The sequence below is a fragment of the Chloroflexota bacterium genome (genome assembly GCA_013152435.1).
Lineage (GTDB): Bacteria > Chloroflexota > Anaerolineae > DUEN01 > DUEN01 > DUEN01.
The window spans coordinates 1-21,678 of sequence record JAADGJ010000132.1; the positions used below are offsets into that span (position 1 = coordinate 1).

The 21,678-nt window shown below is 61.5% G+C and carries 18 protein-coding genes; 10 read left to right on the forward strand and 8 right to left on the reverse strand.

The annotated features are described in order from the left end of the window. Positions 1-472: 472 nt before the first annotated feature. Positions 473-1,522, forward strand: coding sequence for a LacI family transcriptional regulator (locus tag GXP39_18290; GenBank protein ID NOZ29984.1), 1,050 nt, complete (start codon positions 473-475; stop codon positions 1,520-1,522). A gap of 194 nt (positions 1,523-1,716) precedes the next feature. Here GXP39_18290 and GXP39_18295 read toward each other — a convergent pair whose 3' ends face one another. The 8 genes from GXP39_18295 to GXP39_18330 all read right to left on the reverse strand — a co-directional run bounded on the left by GXP39_18295 (position 1,717) and on the right by GXP39_18330 (position 8,949). After that, the gene (locus GXP39_18295) at positions 1,717-2,028 is read right to left on the reverse strand and encodes a metal-sulfur cluster assembly factor (protein ID NOZ29985.1); all 312 of its coding nucleotides are present in this window, start codon (positions 2,026-2,028) and stop codon (positions 1,717-1,719) included. Between the two features lie 21 nt (positions 2,029-2,049). Continuing rightward, positions 2,050-2,361, reverse strand: a complete 312-nt coding sequence (locus tag GXP39_18300; protein NOZ29986.1) for a non-heme iron oxygenase ferredoxin subunit — start codon at positions 2,359-2,361, stop codon at positions 2,050-2,052. A gap of 2 nt (positions 2,362-2,363) precedes the next feature. Continuing rightward, positions 2,364-2,774, reverse strand: coding sequence for an SUF system NifU family Fe-S cluster assembly protein (locus GXP39_18305; GenBank protein ID NOZ29987.1), 411 nt, complete (start codon positions 2,772-2,774; stop codon positions 2,364-2,366). Between the two features lie 49 nt (positions 2,775-2,823). Beyond that, a complete protein-coding gene (locus GXP39_18310; protein NOZ29988.1) occupies positions 2,824-4,047 on the reverse strand; it encodes a cysteine desulfurase in 1,224 nt (407 codons plus the stop codon). 436 nt (positions 4,048-4,483) lie between these two features. Next, entirely contained in the window at positions 4,484-5,845 is a 1,362-nt protein-coding gene (gene sufD / locus GXP39_18315; protein ID NOZ29989.1) for a Fe-S cluster assembly protein SufD, read from the reverse strand. 43 nt (positions 5,846-5,888) lie between these two features. Then, positions 5,889-7,298, reverse strand: coding sequence for a Fe-S cluster assembly protein SufB (gene sufB, locus GXP39_18320; GenBank protein NOZ29990.1), 1,410 nt, complete (start codon positions 7,296-7,298; stop codon positions 5,889-5,891). Between the two features lie 42 nt (positions 7,299-7,340). Further along, positions 7,341-8,165: a Fe-S cluster assembly ATPase SufC gene (gene sufC / locus GXP39_18325; GenBank protein ID NOZ29991.1), complete on the reverse strand. Its 825-nt coding sequence runs from the start codon at positions 8,163-8,165 to the stop codon at positions 7,341-7,343. 148 nt (positions 8,166-8,313) lie between these two features. Continuing rightward, complete coding sequence (locus GXP39_18330; protein NOZ29992.1) at positions 8,314-8,949, reverse strand: DeoR family transcriptional regulator; 636 nt, start codon at positions 8,947-8,949, stop codon at positions 8,314-8,316. 261 nt (positions 8,950-9,210) lie between these two features. Here GXP39_18330 and GXP39_18335 point away from each other — a divergent pair, with 261 nt between their 5' ends. The 9 genes from GXP39_18335 (at position 9,211) to cas10 (ending at position 21,678) form a co-directional block, all read left to right on the forward strand. Further along, on the forward strand, positions 9,211-9,864 hold the full coding sequence (locus tag GXP39_18335; GenBank protein NOZ29993.1) for a phosphatase PAP2 family protein: 654 nt from the start codon (positions 9,211-9,213) through the stop codon (positions 9,862-9,864). A 138-nt stretch (positions 9,865-10,002) separates the two neighbouring features. Further along, positions 10,003-10,902 carry a phosphate/phosphite/phosphonate ABC transporter substrate-binding protein gene (gene phnD / locus GXP39_18340; protein ID NOZ29994.1) on the forward strand — a complete coding sequence of 300 codons (900 nt, stop codon included), beginning with the start codon at positions 10,003-10,005 and terminating at the stop codon, positions 10,900-10,902. Beyond that, complete coding sequence (locus tag GXP39_18345; GenBank protein NOZ29995.1) at positions 10,902-12,401, forward strand: HAMP domain-containing protein; 1,500 nt, start codon at positions 10,902-10,904, stop codon at positions 12,399-12,401. Before phnD ends, GXP39_18345 begins: the two co-directional genes overlap by 1 nt. Further along, the gene (locus tag GXP39_18350; GenBank protein ID NOZ29996.1) at positions 12,391-13,050 is read left to right on the forward strand and encodes a response regulator transcription factor; all 660 of its coding nucleotides are present in this window, start codon (positions 12,391-12,393) and stop codon (positions 13,048-13,050) included. Before GXP39_18345 ends, GXP39_18350 begins: the two co-directional genes overlap by 11 nt. A 451-nt stretch (positions 13,051-13,501) precedes the next feature. Then, positions 13,502-14,050, forward strand: coding sequence for a hypothetical protein (locus GXP39_18355; GenBank protein ID NOZ29997.1), 549 nt, complete (start codon positions 13,502-13,504; stop codon positions 14,048-14,050). 86 nt (positions 14,051-14,136) lie between these two features. Continuing rightward, positions 14,137-14,856 carry a 4Fe-4S dicluster domain-containing protein gene (locus GXP39_18360; GenBank protein NOZ29998.1) on the forward strand — a complete coding sequence of 240 codons (720 nt, stop codon included), beginning with the start codon at positions 14,137-14,139 and terminating at the stop codon, positions 14,854-14,856. A gap of 11 nt (positions 14,857-14,867) precedes the next feature. Further along, complete coding sequence (nrfD, locus tag GXP39_18365) at positions 14,868-16,115, forward strand: polysulfide reductase NrfD (protein ID NOZ29999.1); 1,248 nt, start codon at positions 14,868-14,870, stop codon at positions 16,113-16,115. A 1-nt stretch (position 16,116) separates the two neighbouring features. Continuing rightward, the gene (locus GXP39_18370; protein NOZ30000.1) at positions 16,117-19,326 is read left to right on the forward strand and encodes a molybdopterin-dependent oxidoreductase; all 3,210 of its coding nucleotides are present in this window, start codon (positions 16,117-16,119) and stop codon (positions 19,324-19,326) included. Between the two features lie 585 nt (positions 19,327-19,911). Beyond that, positions 19,912-21,678 (forward strand): type III-B CRISPR-associated protein Cas10/Cmr2, encoded by a 1,767-nt coding sequence (gene cas10, locus GXP39_18375; protein NOZ30001.1) that lies wholly within the window; start codon positions 19,912-19,914, stop codon positions 21,676-21,678.

The window sequence follows — 21,678 nt, forward strand, 5'->3', positions numbered from 1 at the left end:
GCGGCGCAGCGGAGCTGCGCCGCCGCCACCACCCACTCCCAGGTCCCCCCTCCCAGCGAAGCGGATTGGGGAGGGGGGACGACAGGGGGGGGGGGTACGTCTGGCCACGTCGTGTGCTGGGGGAAGCCGAGAAGATGCGTATACAGACACGACACTTGCCTCGTCCTTGCAGGCGCCATGTATGCCAATATGGACGTTGGACTTTGAAAAGGCCCTATGCAGGGATGGCCTGCATCGCACCGCGGGGGCGCTGAGAAGGGAAGAAGAGGGGAGCTCTCTGCGCCCTCGCCATCTCCGCGGTAGGAGAGCGCGTGTTGAGCACGCGCGCAGATCATCGCCGGAGGTGCTGTGACTCTGAGCCATACCCTCGCGAGGCGTTTTGACACGCTTGCCCGTCTGTGCTAGGATGAAAGTGCTTTCACGCGACTTGTCCTCATGACCTTCCCCACATGGGGTGATACCGCGAGCGAAGATGTCGAATCCGACCATTTATGATGTCGCCCAGCGCGCCGGCGTGAGCATCTCCACGGTCTCACGGGTGTTGAACCGCCCGGAGCGCGTGAACAAGAAGACTCGAGAGCGCGTGCTGGCGGCGATCGATGAGTTGGGCTTCATCCCCAAGGCCGAGGCGATCGCCCGCGCGCGCAAGAGCACGCGGCGCATCGGCGTATTGGCGCCGTTCTTCACCGCCCCGTCCTTCGTGCTGCGCCTGCGCGGCGCCTCCTCGACGTCGTTCTTCTCCTTCCCCTCCTTCATGCAGCGCCTGCGTGGCGTCTTCTCGGCGCTGGCCGACCTCCCATATGAGCTCGTCATCTATAACGTGGACTCCGTTGCCCGCCGCGATGCGTACCTGTCCACGTTGCCCGTTTCTCGCCGGCTGGACGGGCTCATCGTGATGGCGCTTCCCTTCGATGAGGCGGTGGCGCAGCGCCTGCTCAAGCACCGGTTGGAGACGGTGTTGATCGAGGCGCCGCGCGCCGAGTTCTGTAGTGTGGACATCGACAACGTGGCGGGGGGGCGGCTGGCTGCGGAGTACCTGGTGCGCAAGGGACATCGGCGCTGCGCGTTTGTGGGCGATGCCGAGGTCACCCCGTACGCGCTGCGGAACAGCGAGATGCGTCTGGAGGGGTACCGTCAGGCCCTGGCGGACGCGGGGATCCCGCTGCCCGATGCGTACATCTCCAGGGCCCCCCACGGACTGGAGCAGGCCCGGCGGCAGGGTCACGCTCTGCTCGATCTCCCTCAGCCGCCGACGGCCGTCTTTGCGGCCAGCGACACGCAGGCCATGGGGGTGCTCAAGGCCGCTCGCGAACGGGGAGTTCGGGTTCCGGATGACCTCGCCGTCATCGGGTTCGACGATCTGGACATCGCCGATTATATCGGCCTGACGACGGTCCGTCAGCCGCTGGAGGAGTCGGGGCGTGTGGCCGTGGAGCTGTTGCTGGCCCGCCTGACCGACCGTTCACGAGAGGTGCAGCACGTTCATTTGCCGCTCACCATCGTGGAGCGGGAGACGGCCTGAGGGCGTGCTTGAGAGGCGCCGTCTGGGCTGCTGTTGGGCAGCGGTGGAATGCGGGCCCCTTCAAAAAGCATAGAGGCGAGGTATGCCTCGCCTCTACCCGGATAGTCGAACTGTAGGAGCGCACAGCTGTACGCTTCTGCAAAACATGCCGTCTGGGAACGCGGGTGTTGCCTGTTCCGACGCAGGCGATCCCGTTAGAAGAACCCCAGCTCCTCCTTCGCCTCCTCGCTCATCATCTCCGGGGTCCATATCGGCGTCCATACCAGGTTCACCCGCACCTCGTCCAGCTCAGGGAACGCCTGGTGGACGTGGTATTCCACATCTCGCATGATCTGGGGGCCGATGGGGCAGCCGGGGCTGGTCAGGGTCATGTCGATGGTGACGACCTTGTTCTCCTCGTCCACCTGGATGTCATATACCAGCCCCAGGTCGACGATGTTGATCATGATCTCGGGATCGCGCACGTTCTGCTTCAATACGTTGCGAATCTCTTCGACTGTCGGCATCTTCGGCATCTCTCGTCTCCTCTACTCTACGGCAACCAGGATCTCGTCTCCCTCGATCCTCACCTCATAGGTTTCGATGGGCTCGAACGCTGGCATGCGCAGCGCCTGGCCCGTGCGGATATCGAAGCGCGCTCCGTGTCGCGGACATTCGATCTCGTAGCCATCCAATTCCCCCTCGACCAGGGGGCCGCCGTCGTGCGTGCAGATATCCCCGATGGCGTAAATGGTGCCATCCACGTTGAACAGCGCGATGGATCGCCCGTTTATGGTGGTCAGCAGCTTCCCGCCAGGCGGCAGATCGGCCACTCGCGCTACTTTGACGAACTCGGCCATGCTCACTCCTGTTCCGCCGACTCCTCGTCTTCCTCTCCCGGCCATCCGGCCAGGCCCCATACGCCGGCTTTCAGCGCCTTCAGAGGGAGCAGGGCGCACTTCAGGCGCACAGGCCCCACCTCGATCCCGAGCAGGTCGAGGATGTCCTCCTTCGTCCAGTGCCTCAACTCTTCCAGCGTGCGCCCCTTGATCTCCTCCGTCATCATGCTGGCGGAGGCCCGGCTGATGGCGCACCCGTGGCCGACGAAGCGGGCGTCCACGATCCGTCCGTCCTCGATCTTCAGGTCCAGCGTGATCTCGTCGCCGCAGAACGGATTCGAGTCGTGGTAGGTGATATCGGGATCCTCGAGCCGCCCGTAGTTTCGGGGGTGTCGGTAGTGCTCCAGGATCTCCATGCGGTACAGATCGTCCATCCGGTCAGCTCCCTCTGCGAGGATGATTGGCTGGCTCCCGATGGGAGCGTCACAGCGCGAAGATCTCCCTCACGCGCTCCAGCCCTTCGGCCAGGCGATCGACCTCTTGAGTCGTGTTGTAAATGTAGAAGCTGGCGCGCGCGGTGGCCATGATCCCGTAACGCTCGTGCAGCGGTTGCGCGCAATGATGCCCGGCGCGAATGGCGATCCCCTCCGAGTCCAGGACGGCCGCGATATCGTGCGGATGGATGTCGCCCAGGGTGAACGCGACCACCCCGCCGCGATCCTCCGGCCGCGGCCCCAGGATGCGCAGCCCTTCCACGTCCTGCAAACGCTCCATCGCATAGCGGACCAGCGCTCTTTCATGGGCCTGGACGTTCTCCATCCCCAGGTCGCTGAGGTAGTCCACGGCCGCCCCCAGCCCGATGGCCTCCGCGATGGCGGGCGTGCCCGCCTCGAACTTCCAGGGGACCTCGTTCCACTTGGAGTGATCCAGGTGCACCTCCCGGATCATGTCGCCCCCGCCCATGAAGGGGGGCATCTCCTCCAGCAGGTCTCGGCGGCCGTACAGCACGCCGATCCCGGTGGGGCCGCACATCTTGTGCCCCGAGAAGGCCAGGAAGTCGCAGCCCAGCGCCTGGACGTCCACGGGCATGTGGGGAACGCTCTGCGCGCCGTCCACCAGCGTCAGGGCCCCCACCGCGTGGGCCGCCTCCACCAGCTCTCGCACGGGGTTGATGGTCCCCAATACGTTAGACATAGCGGTGAACGCGAACAGGCGTGTTCGCTCCGTCAGGAAGCGGTCCAACAGATCCACGCGCAGATAGCCCTGGTCATTGATGGGGAGGTGGCGCAGCTTAGCCCCGGTGCGCTGGGCGATGATCTGCCACGGCACCAGGTTGGAGTGGTGCTCCATCTCGGTCACCAGGATCTCATCGCCCGGCTTCAGGTTCGCCAGCCCCCAGCTGTAGGCTACCAGGTTGATGGCCTCCGTGGCGTTTCGGGTCCAGATGATCTCCTTATCGCTGCGGGCGTTGATGAATCGCGCCACGCGCCTGCGCGCCCCCTCGTACCGGCGTGTGGATTCCTCGCTCAGGTAGTGGACGCCGCGGTGCACGTTCGCGTTCAGCTCACGGTAGTATCGATCCATGGACTCCAGCACCTGGAGCGGCTTCTGCGACGAGGCGGCGTTGTCCAGGTACACCAGCGGTTTGCCATGGATCTTCACGTTGAGGATCGGAAAATCTGCCCGAACGGCTTCTGCATCCAACATGGCAGACGAAGCGATCCGCGTTTCAATTGATCCCACGTTCCGTCACCTTTCCTCAGGTCGCCCAGCCCTCACCGGGCAAGGCTGCAAGAGTATACCCCTTCGCTGGCGAAATGACAAGGAGGTAGCCAGGAGTGTTGCCTCCTGCCGGGTCCCGTAGGCCGGCGCCTTTGCAAGGCGGCTACCTCTGTTCGAGCTGGGCGGTCGTTCCCCCATCGACCGCCCCGACGGCTCCGATTCCGTTGCTGCACATGTGTTGCGATACCCTGCATGCGTTGTGGATCAACCGTTTCCCCCGCATCGTTTCGGAGCCGTCGTAATCCCAGGCGCTTGCGCGTGTGACGGCGCTATGTGTACCCTTGGTCGTGGAGTTGGTGCCATGCCTACTCCGTTCCGTGATGCCGTCATATGCATCGGCGGGTTCTTTCTGGCCCCGCGCTTAGGACGCCAGCTTCTCCATGACCGCCCGTTCCATCCGGGCCCGGATGCTCTCGACAGGGATGCGGGTCAGCAACGGCTCGAAGAATCCTTCCACGATGATGCGCTTCGCCTGTTCCCGGCTCAGCCCGCGGCTCATCAGGTAAAACATGTGGTCCGGGTTGAGCTTCCCCGCCGTGGCGCCGTGGGTGCATCGCAGGTCATTGGCCTCGATCTCCAGGCCGGGGATGGAGTCCGCTCGCGTGTGATCGCTCAGGAGCAGGTTCTCGTTCTTCTGGTAGGCGTTCGTCTTCTGCGCCTCCGGGTGTGCCCAGATCATGCCCCGCCATACGGTGCGGGCTCGGTCCTTCAGCACGTTCTTGTAGAGCAGGTTGCTGGTGCCCTGGGGGGCGATGTGATCCTGGAATGTGTCCAGGTCGATGTGCTGTCGGTCGTCGGCGAAGGTGATCCCCAGCATCTCGCCGTTGGCGCCCGGCCCCCGCAGCGCCAGGCGGGCGAACGTCTTGGTCAGCCGGCTCCCCATGTTCCCGGCGATCCACAACAGCGAGCTGTCCCGTTCCAGCAGGGCGTGCTGGGTGGAGAAGTTCCACATGTCCTGCGCCCAATCCTGCAGGTTGATGTACGTCAGCCGGCCGCCGGGCTTGACGTAGATCTCCACTACGCCGCTGTGGAGCCCCTGGTCGCCCGAGGCCAGCGAGAGGTAGTCCTCGATGTAGGTGACCTCGGCCCCCTCCTCTACCACGATCAAGGTGTGGGAGAAGTGCCCCGCGCCGGAGGCTTCCCGGGCGGCGATGGCCTGCAGGGGCAAATCGACCTGCGTGTTGCGGGGGACGTACAGGAAGACCCCGCCCTGCCAGAAGGCGGCGTGCAGCGCGGCGAACTTGTTGCTGTCCACAGGCACGGCTTCCGTCATGAAGTACGGTTGCACCAGATCGGCGTATTCCCGGACGGCGGTGTCCATGTCGGTGAAGATCACGCCGCGCTGGGCCAGGTCCTCCCGCAGTGTGCGGAAGCGCAGATCCCCGTCCTGGTGGATGAGCAGTCCGGCCCTCTCCTCGCTCGCCGCCAGGTGCGAGCGCAGGGCCTCCGGCAGATCCTCCGGCCGTGATACCGGGGCCAACCGCTCGGCTCGCATCGGCAGGACGCGGGAGAGATCAAGCCCCCGGAGCGAGGTACGTCGCCACGCCTCGTCCTTCTGGGTGGGGAAGGGGATCTCCTCGTAAAAGCGCCAGGCCAACAGGCGAAACTCGCGCATCCAGTTCGGGTCTTGCCGCCAGGCGGACAGCGCCTCGACGGCCTCTCTGTGAAAGCCGGCCTCCTGCGTTGGAGTCGGCGTTGTCGTCGTCAGCGTCTTCTCACTCACGTGAACCACACTCCTTCATCACCGGTTCGCTCTCTCCGCTCTCTCATCCGACCGAGCCTTCCATCTGCAGCTGGATCAGGCGGTTCATCTCCACGGCGTATTCCATGGGGAGCTCCTTCACCATCGGCTCGATGAAGCCGGACACGATCATCGTCGCCGCCTCCTCCTCGGCCAGGCCGCGACTCATCAGGTAGAAGAGCTGCTCCTCGCCGATCTTGCTCACCGTCGCCTCGTGCTCGATGGTGACGTCATCCTCGTCGATCTCGATGTAGGGGTAGGTGTCGGAGCGGGACTTTTCATCCAGGATGAGGGCGTCGCATACGACGTTGGACCTGGAGCCCGTGGCCCCCTTGACGATCTTGAGCAGGCCACGATAGGACGCGCGGCCGCCGTCCTTGCTGATAGACTTGGAGATGACGCGGCTGGAGGTGTTGGGTGCCCCATGAACCACCTTGGCGCCCGCGTCCTGGTGTTGTCCTCGCCCTGCGAAGGCGATGGACAGGATCTCCGCCCGAGCGCCCTCGCCCAGCATGTACACGGCCGGGTATTTCATCGTCACCTTGGAGCCGAGGTTGCCATCGACCCACTCCATGACGGCGTTCTCGTAGGCCACGGCTCGCTTGGTCACCAGGTTGTAGACGTTGGGAGCCCAGTTCTGGATGGTCGTGTAGCGGCAGCGGCCCCCGGCCTTCACGATGATCTCCACCACCGCGCTGTGCAGGCTGTCGGCCGCGTAGATGGGGGCCGTGCACCCCTCCACGTAATGCACGCTGGCGCCCTCGTCCACGATGATCAGGGTGCGCTCGAACTGCCCCATGCTCTCCGCGTTGATGCGGAAATATGCCTGGAGCGGGATATCCAGGTGCACGCCCTTGGGCACGTAGATGAAGGAGCCGCCCGACCATACGGCGCTGTTGAGCGCGGCGAACTTGTTGTCCGCCGGCGGGACCACCGTGCCGAAGTATTCCCGGAACAGATCGGGATGCTCGCGGAGCGCCGTGTCGGTGTCCAGGAAGATCACGCCCAGCTTCTCCCACTCCTCCTTCAAGGAGTGGTAGACGACCTCGGATTCGTACTGGGCGCCCACACCGGCCAGGAACTTCCGCTCCGCCTCGGGGATCCCGAGCCGGTCGAAGGTGCGCTTGATATCCTCGGGGACCTCGTCCCAGGTCTTACCCTGCTTCTCGGCCGGCTTGATGTAGTAGTAGATCTCGTCGAAATCGATCTCGCTGAGGTCCGCCCCCCAGGTGGGCATCGGCTTGCGCAGGAATATGTCCAGGGCCTTGTGCCGGAACTCGCGCATCCAGTCCGGCTCGCCCTTCATGTCGCTGATCTGGTCTACGATCTCGTGATCCAGCCCCCGGCGTGCTTTGAACACGTACTTCTCCGGATCACGAAAGCCGTACTTATACTCTTGCTTGATCTCCGCCAATACCTGGGCCTCGTCAGCCATTCCCTTGCCTCCCCGGATGTAGATAGAGGGATCTCGTCCGGATCATTTCCCTGCCGTCACTTTGTCCCCAAAAGCCTCGCGAACCCAATCGTATCCCTTCTCCTCCAGGACCAGCGCGAGCTCGGGCCCGCCCGAGGTGACGATGCGCCCGTCGAGCTGGACGTGGATGAAGTCCGGCTTGATGTAGTTGAGGATCCGCTGGTAGTGGGTGATGATGAGCACGCCCATGTGCGGCCCCATCAGGCGATTCACGCCGTCGGCCACGATGCGCAGCGCGTCGATGTCCAGCCCGGAGTCCGTCTCGTCCAGGATGGCGAAGCGCGGCTCCAGCATGGCCATCTGCAGGATCTCGGCCCGCTTCTTCTCGCCGCCCGAGAAGCCGTCATTCAGGTAGCGGCGGGCGAAGGACGGATCCATCTCCAGCAGCTCCATCTTCTTCCGGAGCTCCCTGCGGAATTCACGCATGGGCATCAGCTCGGAGCCGATCACGGCGTTTTCGGTCTGCTGCTCCCGGGCCCGATCCTTGTAGCCGCGGACGGTGCTCACGGCGGAGCGCAGGAAGTTCGCCAGGCTCACGCCCGGGATAGCGATGGGATACTGAAACGCCAGGAAGATGCCCTTGCGGGCCCGCTCATCCGGCCCCAGGTCCAGGATGCTCTCGCCATCCAGCAGGATGTCGCCCTCGGTGACCTCGTAATTGGGGTGCCCCATGAGCGCGTAGGCCAGCGTGCTCTTGCCGGATCCGTTGGGGCCCATCAGCGCGTGGACTTCTCCCTGTCGGATTGTGAGATTGACACCTCGAAGGATCTCCTTGCCCTCCACGCGAACGTGCAGATCCTTTACCACCAATTCCGATTTCTCTGCCATCATGGAAATGAGACTCCTTTACCAAAGGTTTGGATCGGCCTGGGCGGCCATCTCATCAGCTGATCTTCGCCTCCCCCTCGCCCTCGGCGGGGAGGGATAGAGCTTGCAGGTGACCGCCGCGCCCCTTTCACCAAGTATCCAATCGATTTCAATCGGCCGTCGGCTGCGGGTGACTGACGTTGAACTGGCATCCCGCATGGCCGTCCATCATGCACTGCTCCAGGGAAACCTCTGCCTCCAGCAGCTGGGCAATCATCTGCTGTTCCATCTCGCAGATGGCCCGGTATTCCTGCGCCAGGCCGTGATACGGGCAGTTGTACTCCTTCAGCACGAAGCCGCCCTCTCGTGCCTCCACCTCGGTCAGGATGCCGCGGGTATCCAGCCAGGAGGCCAGCTCCTCCACCCGCTGCTGTAGCCTGGCCCCTCGCACCTGGCCGCCGTATTGGGCCGCCAGGCGATCGCGAACGCGCCCCAGGAGCTCTCGGACCTTCTCCGCACCCTGGTCCTCCAGCAGCTCCTCATACAGGAGCAACGCCAGCTCATCGCTGTAGCAGGCGAAGAGGCGGTTCGCCTTCTCGGTGAGATAGTATTCGTAATGCGGGCGCCCCACGCCCTCTCGCACGGTGCGGGCGGCCACCAATCCCTCCGCCTGCAGGTTGGAGAGTTGCAGGCGGACCGCCGTCGTGGTCACCCCGAGTTCGGCCTGGATCTCCTTGATGCTGGCGCTTCCCCGGCGCTGCAACAGGTGGATGATCGCCATCGCCGGGCTTTCTTCTCGCTTCAAGTACGGCATCCCGTTTTCTCTCCCTCGTATCGAATCGCTTCGGTCTCCTCATTTTCCGTTCATCGCTGTCGCCCCAGTCTATCACAAATGCGCAATTTTGTCAATTGTATATGTAGAAAAAAGAGAAAGCTTTCGGACCGGCGCAGTATACCACCGGAGCGCTGATTTCGTCAATTCTATCTGTCTAAATTTTTGAGATCTCCTTGCGTGTTCCCTCTCCCGAGGGGATAATGGGAGATCCTATCGCCGGGCGTGAGGGGGATGATGTCTGCGAAGGGCGCGTGGCGGTTTCGTCTTCTGGTTTTGGCGATCGTTTTGAGCCTGGTGGGGTTCGGGCTCGTGGCCCTCATGGTGCGAGCGGGGCGCGTCGAGGCCATCGATCGCCTGATGCCGCCGTTCCCTCCATCGGTTCCCTCCTGGAGGCTCCTGCTCGCCCGCGGCATCACCTATACCGGCTCCACGCCCTTCGTGGTTCTGTGGGGGCTGTGCCTCACGTGGGGGCTGTGGCGCCGTCGACGGCCGCGGCGGGAGCGCGTCTTCCTGTGGGTGGCGTTGGTCGGCAGCAGCGTGCTGAACCAGGCGCTCAAGTGGGGCTTCGCCCGGCCGCGCCCTCCGCAGGCGGGCTGGTGGACGCACGCGGCGGGTTGGAGCTTTCCCAGCGGGCATGCCATGATCGCCGTGGTGTGCTACGGCGCGACCGCGCATATCCTCGGGCGTGGCCGGCCGCGCCCCCAGCGGATCGGGTTGTACGCGGCCGCGCTGGCTTGGGCGGTGCTGATCGCGTTGAGCCGTGTGTACCTGGGCGTGCACTACCTCACCGACGTGATCGCCGGCGTTGCCATCGGACTGGCCTGGCTCTTGCTCACGATCCTCCTTTCTTTCGTGGGCGCAAGGTCGCCCGGCGCACTCCTTTGACAATCTAGGGGTTATATCTAGACTATTGCGTGAGTGGCTGAGCAGATGGATATCCCTATGCGCCGCACGCGAGGCGAGGCGGGGGAGCATCACGCGTGCGGCGGCTGGTGAAGAGAAACGATGAGATACCTGCGTTTCATTTGGGGTTTGTGGCTTGTTCTGATCCTGTTGAGCGGATGTGCTCGGTCTGATACCGATCCGCTGCCTTTCGTGCGCTTGGGCCGTCTGAGTCCTCTGCCCACGGTCAGTCCGGAGCCCATGCCGCTGCGCGTGGCTGTGGCTGCGATCGTCTCCCCGAAGGGCACGGTGGCCTCGTATCAGCCCCTGCTGGATTACCTGAGCGACCGGCTTGGGCGCCCTGTGGAATTGGTCCAGCGCCGGACGTATGCCGAGGTAAACGATCTTATCCGGCGTGACGAGGTGGATCTGGCCTTCGTTTGCACTTTGGCTTATGTCCAGGGGCGGCGCGAATTCGGAATGGAGCTGCTCGCGATCCCCCAGGTGCACGGCCAGACTGTGTACTATTCGACTATCATCGTGCGCGCTGACTCGTCTGCTCAGCGATTTCAAGATCTTCGCGGTGCTGTCTTTGCCTTCACGGATCCCCTTTCCAATACCGGCTACCTGTATCCGAACGTCTTGCTTAAGCGTTTGGACGAGTCGCCGGCCACCTTCTTCCGCCGCACCTTTTTCACTTATAGCCATGATCATGCTATCTACGCCGTGGCTGACGGGGTGGCGGACGCGGCCGCCGTGGACAGCCTGGTGCTTGATTATGCGCTGAAACGTGATCCGACCTTGAGAAGACGCTTGCGGATCATTCATACCTCCCCGCCTTTCGGCATGCCGCCGGTGGTGGTAGGGCCGGGCGTGCGTCCCCAGACGAAGGCTTTGTTGCGCGAGATCTTGCTGTCCATGTCGGATGATCCCCAGGGGCGGCGGGCGTTGGCGGCTTTGGAGGTGGATCGGTTCGTTCCAGGCCGCGATGAGGATTACGATTTGATTCGGAGCCTGGAGATAGAATTGGAGGCGCGATGATGAGGGCCGGGCTTCTCTCGTTTCCCCTGGCGATCTGGCAGAACTGGCGTCGGCGGGCCTGGCAGATCGTCGGGGGGGTAAGCATTCGCACCAAGATCCTGGGCATTGTGCTCGCGATGGTGGTGTTCCCGGGGCTGATGGTGACCTTCCAGGTGCGATCCCGATTGGTCTATACCCTCCGGGAGCAATTGCGACAGCAGAGCATCTCCGTAGCTCGAGACGTGGCGGCTCGTAGCGCCGATCTGGTGCTGATCAACGATCTGTACGCTCTGAATCGGCTGTTGCGGGACACACAGGCTCACAACCCGGACGTCCGCTATATTTTCGTTATGGATCCTGGGGGGCGCGTGCTGGCGCATACTTTCGATGGCGGCTTCCCCCTGGACCTGCTGAGCGTGCCCCTCTCGCTGACAGACCGTCCCCATCGCATCCAGCCGCTGCTGACCGAGGAAGGGCTCATATGGGATACCGCCGTGCCGGTTTTTGAGGGGCGCGCTGGTATCGCACGAGTAGGGCTGAGCGAGCAGCGATTGTGGCACACGGTGAATTCGGTGACCGGCCAGATCATGTTGAGCACTCTTATCATCTCTCTGGTCGGTGTGGGGGCGGCTTCCGTGTTGACCTGGCTACTCACACGCCCTATTCGTGAATTGGTGACGGCTGCCGAGCGCATTGGGCAGGGCGATTACTCGCCTCGTGTGCGGCGTTGGGCGGAGGACGAGATTGGGGACCTGGCGGAGGCGTTTAATGCGATGGCCGTTCGGCTGGCCCAGGCGGAGGCCGAGCGCGCGGAACGCGAGCGGATGCGTCAGTTCTACCTCAAGCGGGTGATTCGCGCTCAGGAAGAGGAGCGACGCCGGATCGCGCGAGAGCTTCACGACGAGACCGGGCAGGCCCTCGCCTCGTTGATGGTTGGATTGCGCAATGTCGAGGAGGCGCCGACGCCGGAGGAGATGCGTTATCGCTTGCAGGATCTGCGGCGCATCCTGGCCACTACCCTGGATCGCGTTCGTCGTTTGGCCTTCGACCTTCGCCCTTCCGTTCTGGATGATCTTGGGTTGGTGGCTGCCCTCCGACGCTACGCCCAGCGATACCGAGAGCGCTTTGGTATCGCGGCCGAAGTCGAAGCGGTCGGATTGGAGGACTTGCGTCTGACCCCGGAGGTGGAGACCACGGTTTACCGGATTGTGCAGGAGGCGATGACCAATGCCGCGAAATACGCCGCATGCGCTCACCTCAGCGTGCTTCTGCAGGCGCACGATGGACAGCTTTCCGTGATCGTAGAGGATGATGGCACCGGGTTTGACGTGGAGGAGGTGTTTAGGAGCGAGGCCGGGCAGACCAAGCTGGGGTTATATGGCATGCAGGAAAGGGCGGAGCTTATCGGCGGGCGTTTGGACATCGAGGCGCGGCTGGGAACGGGCACGTCCATCTACCTTCGCGTCCCCCTTGAGGGGACGACCCGTGGCGCGCAGGAGGGGATGAGCCATGGCAAGTGATGGCCGCATTCGTGTGTTGTTGGCCGATGATCACGCTGTGCTGCGGGCGGGGCTGCGGTTGCTCATCAACGCGCAGCTGGATATGGAGACCGTGGGGGAGGCACAGGACGGCCTGGAAACGCTGCGTCGTGCCGAGGCGCTTCAGCCCGATGTGATCCTCCTGGACCTCAGCATGCCCAATGTCGGGGGGCTCTCCATCTTGCACGAGTTGAAAGCTCGCGTACCGCAGGGCCGCATCCTCGTTTTGACCATGCATGCGGAGGAGGAGTATCTGCGTGAGGCCCTGCGCCTGGGAGCGGCAGGCTACGTGGTCAAGTCGGCCGCCGACCAGGAGCTCCTGGCCGCCATTCGCGCGGTCGTCCGAGGCGAGGTGTATATCCATCCCTCCATGACGCGTTCCCTGTTGGATGGTTTGCTGCCCACGCCACGGCCCGCGCAGCGAGATCCTTGGCAGGAGTTGAGCGAGCGTGAGCAGCAAGTCATCCGGCGCGTGGCTATGGGATACACCAATCGGGAGATCGCGCAGCAACTGTATCTGAGCGTCAAGACCGTGGAGACCTATCGCTCCCGAGCCATGGAGAAGCTGGGATTGCGTAGCCGTGCTCAGCTGGTGAAATATGCCGTCCAGCGAGGGCTTCTAGGAGAGTAAGGAAGCCGGAACCCCGTTTCTGCCCATCGCATCCCTCGGATCAGCGGCGGAGGATGCGAACTGCGTGCCCCTGCCGCTGGCCAGTCCTCACAACAAGCCTCGTCAGGAAAAACCTGACACGCTGTCCGGTAATCCCTGACATGAAACACCACGCGAATCAGACTTTCCCCGCTTCACAGTCGTATTCCCTCCTGTTAAGGTAGAGGCAGTTGGTACGGGATGGCTCCGCGGTGAATGAGTCCAGCCCGTTGCGGAATGGCCCGCCTATCTCTGCCGGATCCTGCGCGGGGTCGGGATCGCTGATATCGAGGGGAGGCCTATGCGCATGCGTATCCCCCGTGTGCTGTTGATCATCCTTACCCTGGTGATCGCTCTCGTCGGGTGCCGAGGGGCGTCTCGGGGTCCTTCCCTCGCATCTCCCATATCCACTCCTACCGGACCAGACTATTGGATGCTGGTACGGGAAGCCCGTGCGGCGTACGGGGCCTCCGATTTCGCTCGGGCATTGGAGCTGGCCCGCCAGGCGGCGGCTGCCAATCCGGATGACAATACCGCGTGGGAGCTATACCGCCAAGCCAGCATCGCCCAGGCGGCCGATGAGTACCTACGCACGTTGCCCGCCCATCGCTACCGATTGCCAGTGGAGGAGTTTATCCGAGATCGGGTGAATCACAGCAGGGAGTGGTTCGTGGTTGACGTGCGAGAGCCCCAGGAGTTCGCCGCTGGGCACATTGAAGGCGCGATCAATATCCCTCTGGGCGAGCTGTTGCGCCATTTGGACGACTTACCGGATGGCCGGACGTCTCCTATCTTGCTCTATTGTCACTCACAGAAGCGGTCCACCCATGCCCTGGTGGTCTTACATGAGCTGGGATATTCGCAGGTCTATCATCTGGAAGGAGGTTATGCGGCCTATGTGGATTGGTTGACGCACAACCCCTCTCCTACGCCCGGCCCCACGCCGACGCCGGCGCCGGAGGAGCCGGACTTTGGCTGTTGAGGCGATCATCACGAAGAAGGGTTGGAAGCTCCGATCGTGGCGGATATCCGTGCCCTGAGGGCAATCTCTTGCAAAAGGAGGTTCTTATGCCCGTTGTACAGGAGATGGAAAACACCATTATCCGTATGATGGAGGATTTACAACGGGCCTTGCAGAAGCCCCCCTCGGAACGACGATGGGGTATGGTCATTGATTTGACCAAGTGCGTGGCTTGTGATGCCTGCACGGTCTCCTGTAAGGCTGAGAACAAGACTCCGCCTGGCGTCAACTACACCGTAGTCATCAAGGAGGAGGTGGGCACGTATCCTAACGTGCGTGAGGCGTTTCTCCCTCGGCCGTGTATGCATTGCGATAACCCGCCTTGCGTGGATGTCTGTCCGGTGAGCGCCACTTGGCAGAATGAGGAAGGCGTGGTCGTCGTGGACTACGATGCCTGCATTGGCTGTCGTTACTGCATGACCGCTTGCCCGTATGGTGCCCGGAACTTCGACTTCGGTGAGTGGTATACGGAGGATACGCCGAAGCTGGCTCCCTATGAGACTGCGCCGACCTTCGAGTACAGCGAGAGACGAGTGCGCAGCAACCATGAGTCACCCGTGGGGAATGTGCGTAAGTGCCATTTCTGCTTGCATCGCGTGCGCGAAGGTCTGTTGCCGGCTTGCATTAACGATTGCATCGGCCGGGCCCGCTACTTCGGCGATCTCACCGATCCGGACAGCCTGGTCTCCGAGTTGCTGCGGGAGCGCTACTCCTTCCGCCTGAAAGAAGAGCTGGGCACACAACCCAAAGTCTTCTACCTTTCATAAGGGAGGGTGTCATGAAGAACAACAGAGGATTGTACTGGGCGTATTGGGTTGTGGTGGTGGTCATGTTGATGCTGGGAGGCGTGGGATTGTACTGGCGCTTAACCGCAGGCCATCGCCTGGCCAATTACGGACAGCTGATCGTTTGGGGCCTGTGGGTGGCGATGTACATCTACTTCATAGGCCTGTCGGCCGGGGCCTTTCTCATCTCTGCCCTGGTCTACGCCTTTGGGGTAGAGCGCTTTCGGCCCATTGCCCGCCTGGCTTTGTTCACGGCTTTGATCTCCCTCCTGATGGCGCTGCTGCACATCTGGTTCGATCTGGGACACATGAGTCGCTTTTACGAAGTGTATACCCGTCCCAATCCCCTCTCGATGATGGCCTGGATGGTGTGGCTATACACCGGTTATTTCGTTCTTTTGTTGGCGGAGTTCTGGTTTGACATCCGGCAGGATCTGATTCGGTGGAGTGAAAAGCCTGGGGTGGTGGGCATGGTCAGCCGCATCCTGGCCCTGGGGAGCAAGGATCTTTCCCCTGAGAGCCGCCGCCGGGATGAGAAGGCAACGCGCGTATTGGGCACTGTTGGCGTTCCCCTGGCCATCATGTTCCATGGCGGCGTGGGCGCTCTCTTCGGCGTGGTAGCTGCTCGGCCGGCCTGGCATAGCGGGTTGTTCCCGCTTATCTTCTTGGTCTCCGCTCTGGTCTCCGGGGGAGGGCTGCTGATGGCCTTCTATGCCCTTCTGGCTCCCGATCGAGGCACGCTGGAGCATCGGAGCTTGATGGAAGATATGGCCAAACTGGTGTTAGGCCTGGTCCTCTTGGATCTCCTGTTCACCTTCGCCGAGTATTCCATCGCCTTGTACGGTGCCATCCCCGGTGACGTAGCTCCTTTGATAGCCGCCATGTTCGGCCCCTTCTGGTACGTCTTCTGGATCGGACAGGTGGGGTTGGGGTTCGTCATCCCGATCATCTTATTGGGATGGAAGCGAACCCGTCGGTCTCCCTTCTGGGTGGGCGTGGCTGGCCTGGCCATCGTGCTGGCCTTTGTGGGCGTGCGCTTGAACATCGTCGTTCCGCCTCTCTCCGTGCCGGAGATCAGAGGGTTGGTAGAGGCCGTGCCCTCCTCCCGCATGACCACCCTGTATGTACCTAGCGTGATGGAATGGTTCCTGAGCCTCGGCATCATTGGCTTCGGCATGGCCCTCTACGCGATCGGATACCGTTTACTACCCGTTCAGCCTCGGGCGGTGAAGGAGGTATGATATGAGCCGAAAGGGAAAGACCACGGATAAAGCCTCTCCTCTGAACGCAAAGATCACTCGCCGCGATTTCATCAAAACGACGGCCTTCCTGGGCGGGTCCCTGTTCCTGGCAACTAATGTCGATGCGGCCTTCCGTCGCGTCGCGGCGATGGGCAACACCTTGAGCGATGCCTCTGCGGTTGGCGAATATCCGCTGAATCGGCCGGAGAGCATCATCTACAGCGTCTGCCTCCAGTGCCATACCGCCTGTACCATCAAGGGGAAATTATTGGATGGGGTGCTGGTCAAGATCGATGGCAATCCCTATAGCCCGATGAACATGCTACCCCATCTTTCCTACGATACCCCGCTGGCTGAGGCAGCCAGGGTGGATGCGCGGTTGTGCCCCAAAGGCCAGGCGGGTGTGCAGAGCCTTTATGACCCGTACCGCATCATCAAGGTGCTCAAGCGGGCTGGCAAACGAGGTGAGAACAAGTGGGAGGTGATCTCCTTCGACCAGGCCATTGACGAGATCGTCAACGGGGGCACCTTTGCCGACGGCACGAAGACCCCTGGTCTGAGGGAGATTTGGGCGGTACGCGATCCTGACTTGATGAAGGCCTTGAAAGCCGATGCGATGGCGGTCGCCAGCGGCGATATGACGCTTGAGGAGTTCAAAAGCAAGCACGCCGATCACCTGGATCTGCTCATCGATCCAGATCATCCCGATCTGGGGCCTAAGAACAATCAATTCGTCTTTCAGGCTGGTCGTATCGAGCATGGACGCAAGGAGTTTGCCAAGCGCTGGCTGAAGGACGCCTTTGGCTCTGTCAACTGGTACGAGCATACCACCATCTGCGAGCAGTCCCATCACATCGCCTTCCAGCAGATGAGCAATCAGTATAAGGGCGGAGGAAAGTGGAGTGGCGGTAAGACCCATTTGAAGCCTGATTTCGCCAATGCCGAGATGGTGATCTTCTTCGGCACAGGGGCTTTCGAGGCCAATTTCGGCCCCACCCCTATGAGCGAGCTGGTCACTTGGTCCCTGACCTACCGAAACATGAAGATCGCGGTGGTGGATCCTCGCCTGAGCAAGACGGCGGCCAAGGCCAAATGGTGGCTGCCGGTGAAGCCGGGCGAGGACACCGCGTTGGCCCTGGCCATGGGGCGCTGGATTGTGGAGAATGAGCGTTACGATGCCACCTATCTGGCCAACGCCAATAAGGCCGCGGCAGCGGCTGACGGCGAAACCACATGGACCAACGCCACCTATCTGGTGAAGATCGAGGGCGATAAACCGACGCGATTGTTGCGTCCCGAGGAAGCCGGCCTGGGTGACGTGGACGGCTTCGTGGTCAGCAGGGGAGGGAAACTGGTCGCCGTGGATCCCAACGATGCCGAGAACCCGGTGGAGGGTGACCTCTTTGCTGAGGGGCAGGTCAACGGCATCACCTACAAGAGCGCCTTTCTGCTGTACAAGGAGCTTACCTTCGAGCGCAGCCTGGAGGAGTGGTCGGAGATCTGCGGCATCCCCGTGCGCAAGATCGTCGAGGTGGCCCGTGAGTTCACCAGCCATGGCAAGAAGGCCGCCGTGGACCTTTACCGGGGGCCGGTGCAGCATACCAACGGCTATTATACGGGCCAGGCCATCATCATGCTCAATCTGCTCATCGGCAATGTCGACTGGGTGGGGGGCCTGGGCAAGGGCGGCGGCCACTGGCATGAGGATGGCAGCAAAGCGAAGGGGCCTTTCAACATCGTCAAAGGCATGCATCCCGGTAAGCTCGGCTCCTTTGGTGTGACCCTCACACGGGAGAAGTGGCATTACGAGAAGAGCACCCTCTTCAAGCGGGATGGGTATCCCGCGAAGCGGCCCTGGTATCCTTATACGGGGAACGTATATCAGGAGATCATTCCCAGCGCCGCGGACGGCTATCCCTATCCCATCAAGGCCCTCTTCCTGCATAAGGGCACGCCCGGCTATGCCAGCCCGGCCGGCAATCCCACGCTGAAGGCCATCGCTGATCCCAATGTCATCCCGCTGGTGATCGCCTGCGATATCGTCATCGGCGAAACCAGCATGTATGCGGATTATCTCTTCCCGGACACGGCCATCTGGGAGCGCTGGGGCACGCCGCACATCACGCCGGCGGTGCAGGCCAAGACGAGCAAGGTGCGCCAGCCCATCGTCGAACCGCTGGTGGAAAAGGTCACCGTCTTCGGAGAGGAGCAGCCGATCTGCATGGAGGCCGTCATGCTCGCCATTGCCGAACGCCTGGGCCTGCCCGGTTACGGCAAGGATGGCTTCGGCCCTGGGATGGACTTCAACCGGCGCGAGGATTACTTCCTGAAGATGGTGGCGAATCTGGCCTATGGCGACAAGGAGGATGGCTCCGATGCCGTGCCCGAGGCCGACGATGAGGAGCTGGCCGTCTTTCGCGCCGCACGCGCCCACTTCTCCAAGGTGATGTTCGACGAGGCGCGTTGGAAGAAGGCCATTGGCGATGATGAGTCATTGTGGCGCCGGGTGGTCTATCTGCTCAATCGAGGCGGCCGCTTCGAGGACTTTCGCAAGGTTTACAAGGGGGATAAGCTGGCTCATCAGTTCGGAGGGATGTTCAGCGTCTTCGTGGACAATGTGGCCGCGGGTAAACACAGCCTGACCGGCGAGCACTTCTCCGGCTTGCCCATCTATGAGCCGGTGAAAGACGCTGCCGGTCAGCCCATCGATCAGGAGGAATATCCCTTCCGCCTCTTCACTTATAAGGAGATCTACGGTGGCCAGTCTCGCACGGTAGGCAATTACTGGGCACAATTGGGTGTGGCCACCGAGAACTGGGTGTTGATGAATAAGATCGACGCGGATCGCATGGGCCTTCGGGATGGGGATGTGGTCAGGCTGGTGTCCAAGACCAATCCCGACGGCGTGTGGCGGCTGCCCAATGGGGAGCCGGTGGCGGTAGCCGGCAAGGTGAAGGTGATCCAGGGCATCCGTCCCGGCACGGTTGCGGCCTCCTGGCATTTCGGCCATTGGGCCTATGGAGCCCGGGATGTCGTCGTGGATGGTCAGGTGATCCGGGGCGATGCTCGTCGGGCTACGGGCTTGTGCCCGAACGTGGTCATGCTGGAGGATCCTGTGCTCAAGAATGTCAGCCTGACCGATCCTATCGGCGGTAGTGCTAGTTTCTACGATACTCGGGTTCGAGTGGAGAAGGTATCGTCGCGGCAGTAGCCGCCGGGTCTCAGAACGCCCTTCCGCGCCTCCGGATCGGTATCTCGTCCTCGTCGCGTGGAAGTGTTCTAGATTAAGAAGGTGCGACGCATTGCAGGATGTGCGTTGCACCTTCTTTTTTCCATCGAAAAGGATACATTACCATTGAGCTAACGGTATTGATTTCCATTGCAATATATGCTAAGATAGATGGTAGTGGACCTCGCGTGTTTAGAGCTTGAGATATCCGGGAACGTTTTTCCCCACCTGGTGCGTCTCCAAAGAACGTTTTTGGGATCCCATATTGGGAAAGGGCTTGAAGATGAGCCCGCCGGCGGTGGTTCCATGCACCGCGAGTGAATTGTAGAAGCTCGACCTGTTATCGCAGGTGCAGAGTGCACTTCTAATCACCTCATTGCCAAGAGCCCCTCTGTTCCTGTTTCGGTTACCTTTTCGCTGAAGCCCCTGCGTTGTGTGTTCCCCGGTCGGAGAATTGGCGTTGTCCTGGTCGGTATCATCTGGTAGCACATTGCAAAGTAGGCTATACGAGGAGAGGATGTTCAAAGCCTCTCACCCCGAGTCCTCCTCATATAAGAGAGGTGTGCTATGAAGCACTTGTTTCTATGTATGCTCGGACCGGTACAAGATTTCATCGCCACTGCCAGGCGCAGCCGTGATCTATGGTATGGGTCATGGATGCTGAGTGAGCTGTCCAAAGCTGCTGCTAAAGCGATAGCCGATCGATATGAATTGGGCTCTCTCGTGTTTCCTGCTCCTCGAGCGATTGCCTCTCTGGAGCCGGGCAGCGATCTGAACGTTCCCAACAAGATCGTGGCGATCGTTGAAGGCGACCCAGACGAGATCGGCGCAAATGTGGAAAACGCTGTTAGGAAGCGATTGGAATCCCTGCGAGAGAATGCGCTCGGGAAGGTGCGCGGGCAGTTCGACAGAGGCTTGGCCATACGTCAGATGGATGATTTGGTGGAGTATTACTGGGTGGGTGTACCGGTGGAAGACGGCCGCTACGGGCACGCTCGCGATCTGGCGGAATGGCTGATGGCAGCCAGAAAGGGCACGCGGGACTTTCAGCAGTTCGGTGGCAAACCTGTGCCAAAGTCCTCTCTAGACGGGATTCGGGAGTCTGTGATACCGGAGGATGCCTATCCTGCTGCGGGGGATCCCCCAGATGTGCGGGTTGAGAAGCAGAGGGACCTTTATTTGAAGTATGGAGCCCGCCGGGGCGAGCGTCTCTCTGGGGTGGATCTGATCAAACGTAATGGACAGCGGGGGGATAGGGAGGAGCCGGACTTCAGAAGTACGTCTCACATGGCAGCGATCCCTTTTCTTGAGATGGTCGATCGCGTGAGAGGCGCTGGAGAGGGGGATAGCCTGTTGAAGGAGGTTTACGAAGCGCTCAGAGAGAGCGGCATGGAGCCTCATGGTGAAGACGGTGATGGGGCGCTGCTGTTCGAATCCAGGCTACGGGAGTGGGCCCCTGACGATGAGACGTTGAAACAGGCGCGGAGTCAGTGGAACGGACTGATCCAGAGGTATGCAGGAGATGCACGCCCACAACCTTACTATGCGTTGCTGAGGGCTGATGGGGACAACATGGGCAAAACTATAGATAGTCTGGAGGAAGAGAGAGAGCACCGCAAGCTGTCCCAAGAGCTCAGTGAGTTTGCCGCCGAGGTAAAGAAATTGGTAAAGAGACATAGGGGGGTCCTGATATACTCTGGAGGCGACGATATCTTGGCGTATCTTCCGTTGCACACCGTCCTTGCCTGTGCCAGAGAACTGGCGCAGGGCTTCGATAGCCGCATGTCGAAGTTCAGCTACGAGGCAGGAAAACATCCCACCCTCTCAGTGGGTATCGTCGTAGCCCATCACCTGTATCCCTTGTCTGAGGTCTTGGAGATGTCGAGAGATGCTGAGAGGGCAGCCAAATTTCTGCCCGGGAAGAATGGCCTGGCCATCATCCTCAGCAAGCGGAGTGGAGTGGACCGTACCATTGCAGGTCGAAGCGAGGATCTGCACCGGCGTTTGCAGGAGATGATTGCTCTTGTACGGAAGGAGGCCATCAGTAAAAAAGCGGCATACGAACTGCGGGAACTGGATCGTGTCCTTGGAAGGGATGGAACGCTTCAAGGAGCGTTAAAAGCGGAGGCGATGCGCATCGTGGGACGTAGGCGGGAACCGGGAGGAGCCGTGCAAATCTCTCAAGAGGTTAAAGACAAGTTTTCCCGATGGCTAGATGGGGTAGTAGATACCCCGAGGCCGGTTGCGGAGGTATCCCAAGAGCTGATAGTAGCCATCACATTCGCCGAGGCCCTCGACATGGCAGAAGGGAGATTGCAAATCGGCAGGAGGTGA

Bases quoted from the DNA above. Each gene is read 5' to 3' on its own strand.
- GXP39_18300 (NOZ29986.1), bottom strand. From the start codon at position 2,361: ATGGCCGAGTTCGTCAAAGTAGCGCGAGTGGCCGATCTGCCGCCTGGC.
- GXP39_18290 (NOZ29984.1), top strand. From the start codon at position 473: ATGTCGAATCCGACCATTTATGATGTCGCCCAGCGCGCCGGCGTGAGC.
- GXP39_18370 (NOZ30000.1), top strand. From the start codon at position 16,117: ATGAGCCGAAAGGGAAAGACCACGGATAAAGCCTCTCCTCTGAACGCA.
- GXP39_18355 (NOZ29997.1), top strand. From the start codon at position 13,502: ATGCTGGTACGGGAAGCCCGTGCGGCGTACGGGGCCTCCGATTTCGCT.
- GXP39_18310 (NOZ29988.1), bottom strand. From the start codon at position 4,047: ATGTTGGATGCAGAAGCCGTTCGGGCAGATTTTCCGATCCTCAACGTG.
- sufB (NOZ29990.1), bottom strand. From the start codon at position 7,298: ATGGCTGACGAGGCCCAGGTATTGGCGGAGATCAAGCAAGAGTATAAG.
- sufC (NOZ29991.1), bottom strand. From the start codon at position 8,165: ATGGCAGAGAAATCGGAATTGGTGGTAAAGGATCTGCACGTTCGCGTG.
- GXP39_18335 (NOZ29993.1), top strand. From the start codon at position 9,211: ATGATGTCTGCGAAGGGCGCGTGGCGGTTTCGTCTTCTGGTTTTGGCG.
- GXP39_18360 (NOZ29998.1), top strand. From the start codon at position 14,137: ATGCCCGTTGTACAGGAGATGGAAAACACCATTATCCGTATGATGGAG.
- GXP39_18295 (NOZ29985.1), bottom strand. From the start codon at position 2,028: ATGCCGACAGTCGAAGAGATTCGCAACGTATTGAAGCAGAACGTGCGC.
- GXP39_18305 (NOZ29987.1), bottom strand. From the start codon at position 2,774: ATGGACGATCTGTACCGCATGGAGATCCTGGAGCACTACCGACACCCC.
- cas10 (NOZ30001.1), top strand. From the start codon at position 19,912: ATGAAGCACTTGTTTCTATGTATGCTCGGACCGGTACAAGATTTCATC.
- nrfD (NOZ29999.1), top strand. From the start codon at position 14,868: ATGAAGAACAACAGAGGATTGTACTGGGCGTATTGGGTTGTGGTGGTG.
- GXP39_18345 (NOZ29995.1), top strand. From the start codon at position 10,902: ATGAGGGCCGGGCTTCTCTCGTTTCCCCTGGCGATCTGGCAGAACTGG.
- GXP39_18350 (NOZ29996.1), top strand. From the start codon at position 12,391: ATGGCAAGTGATGGCCGCATTCGTGTGTTGTTGGCCGATGATCACGCT.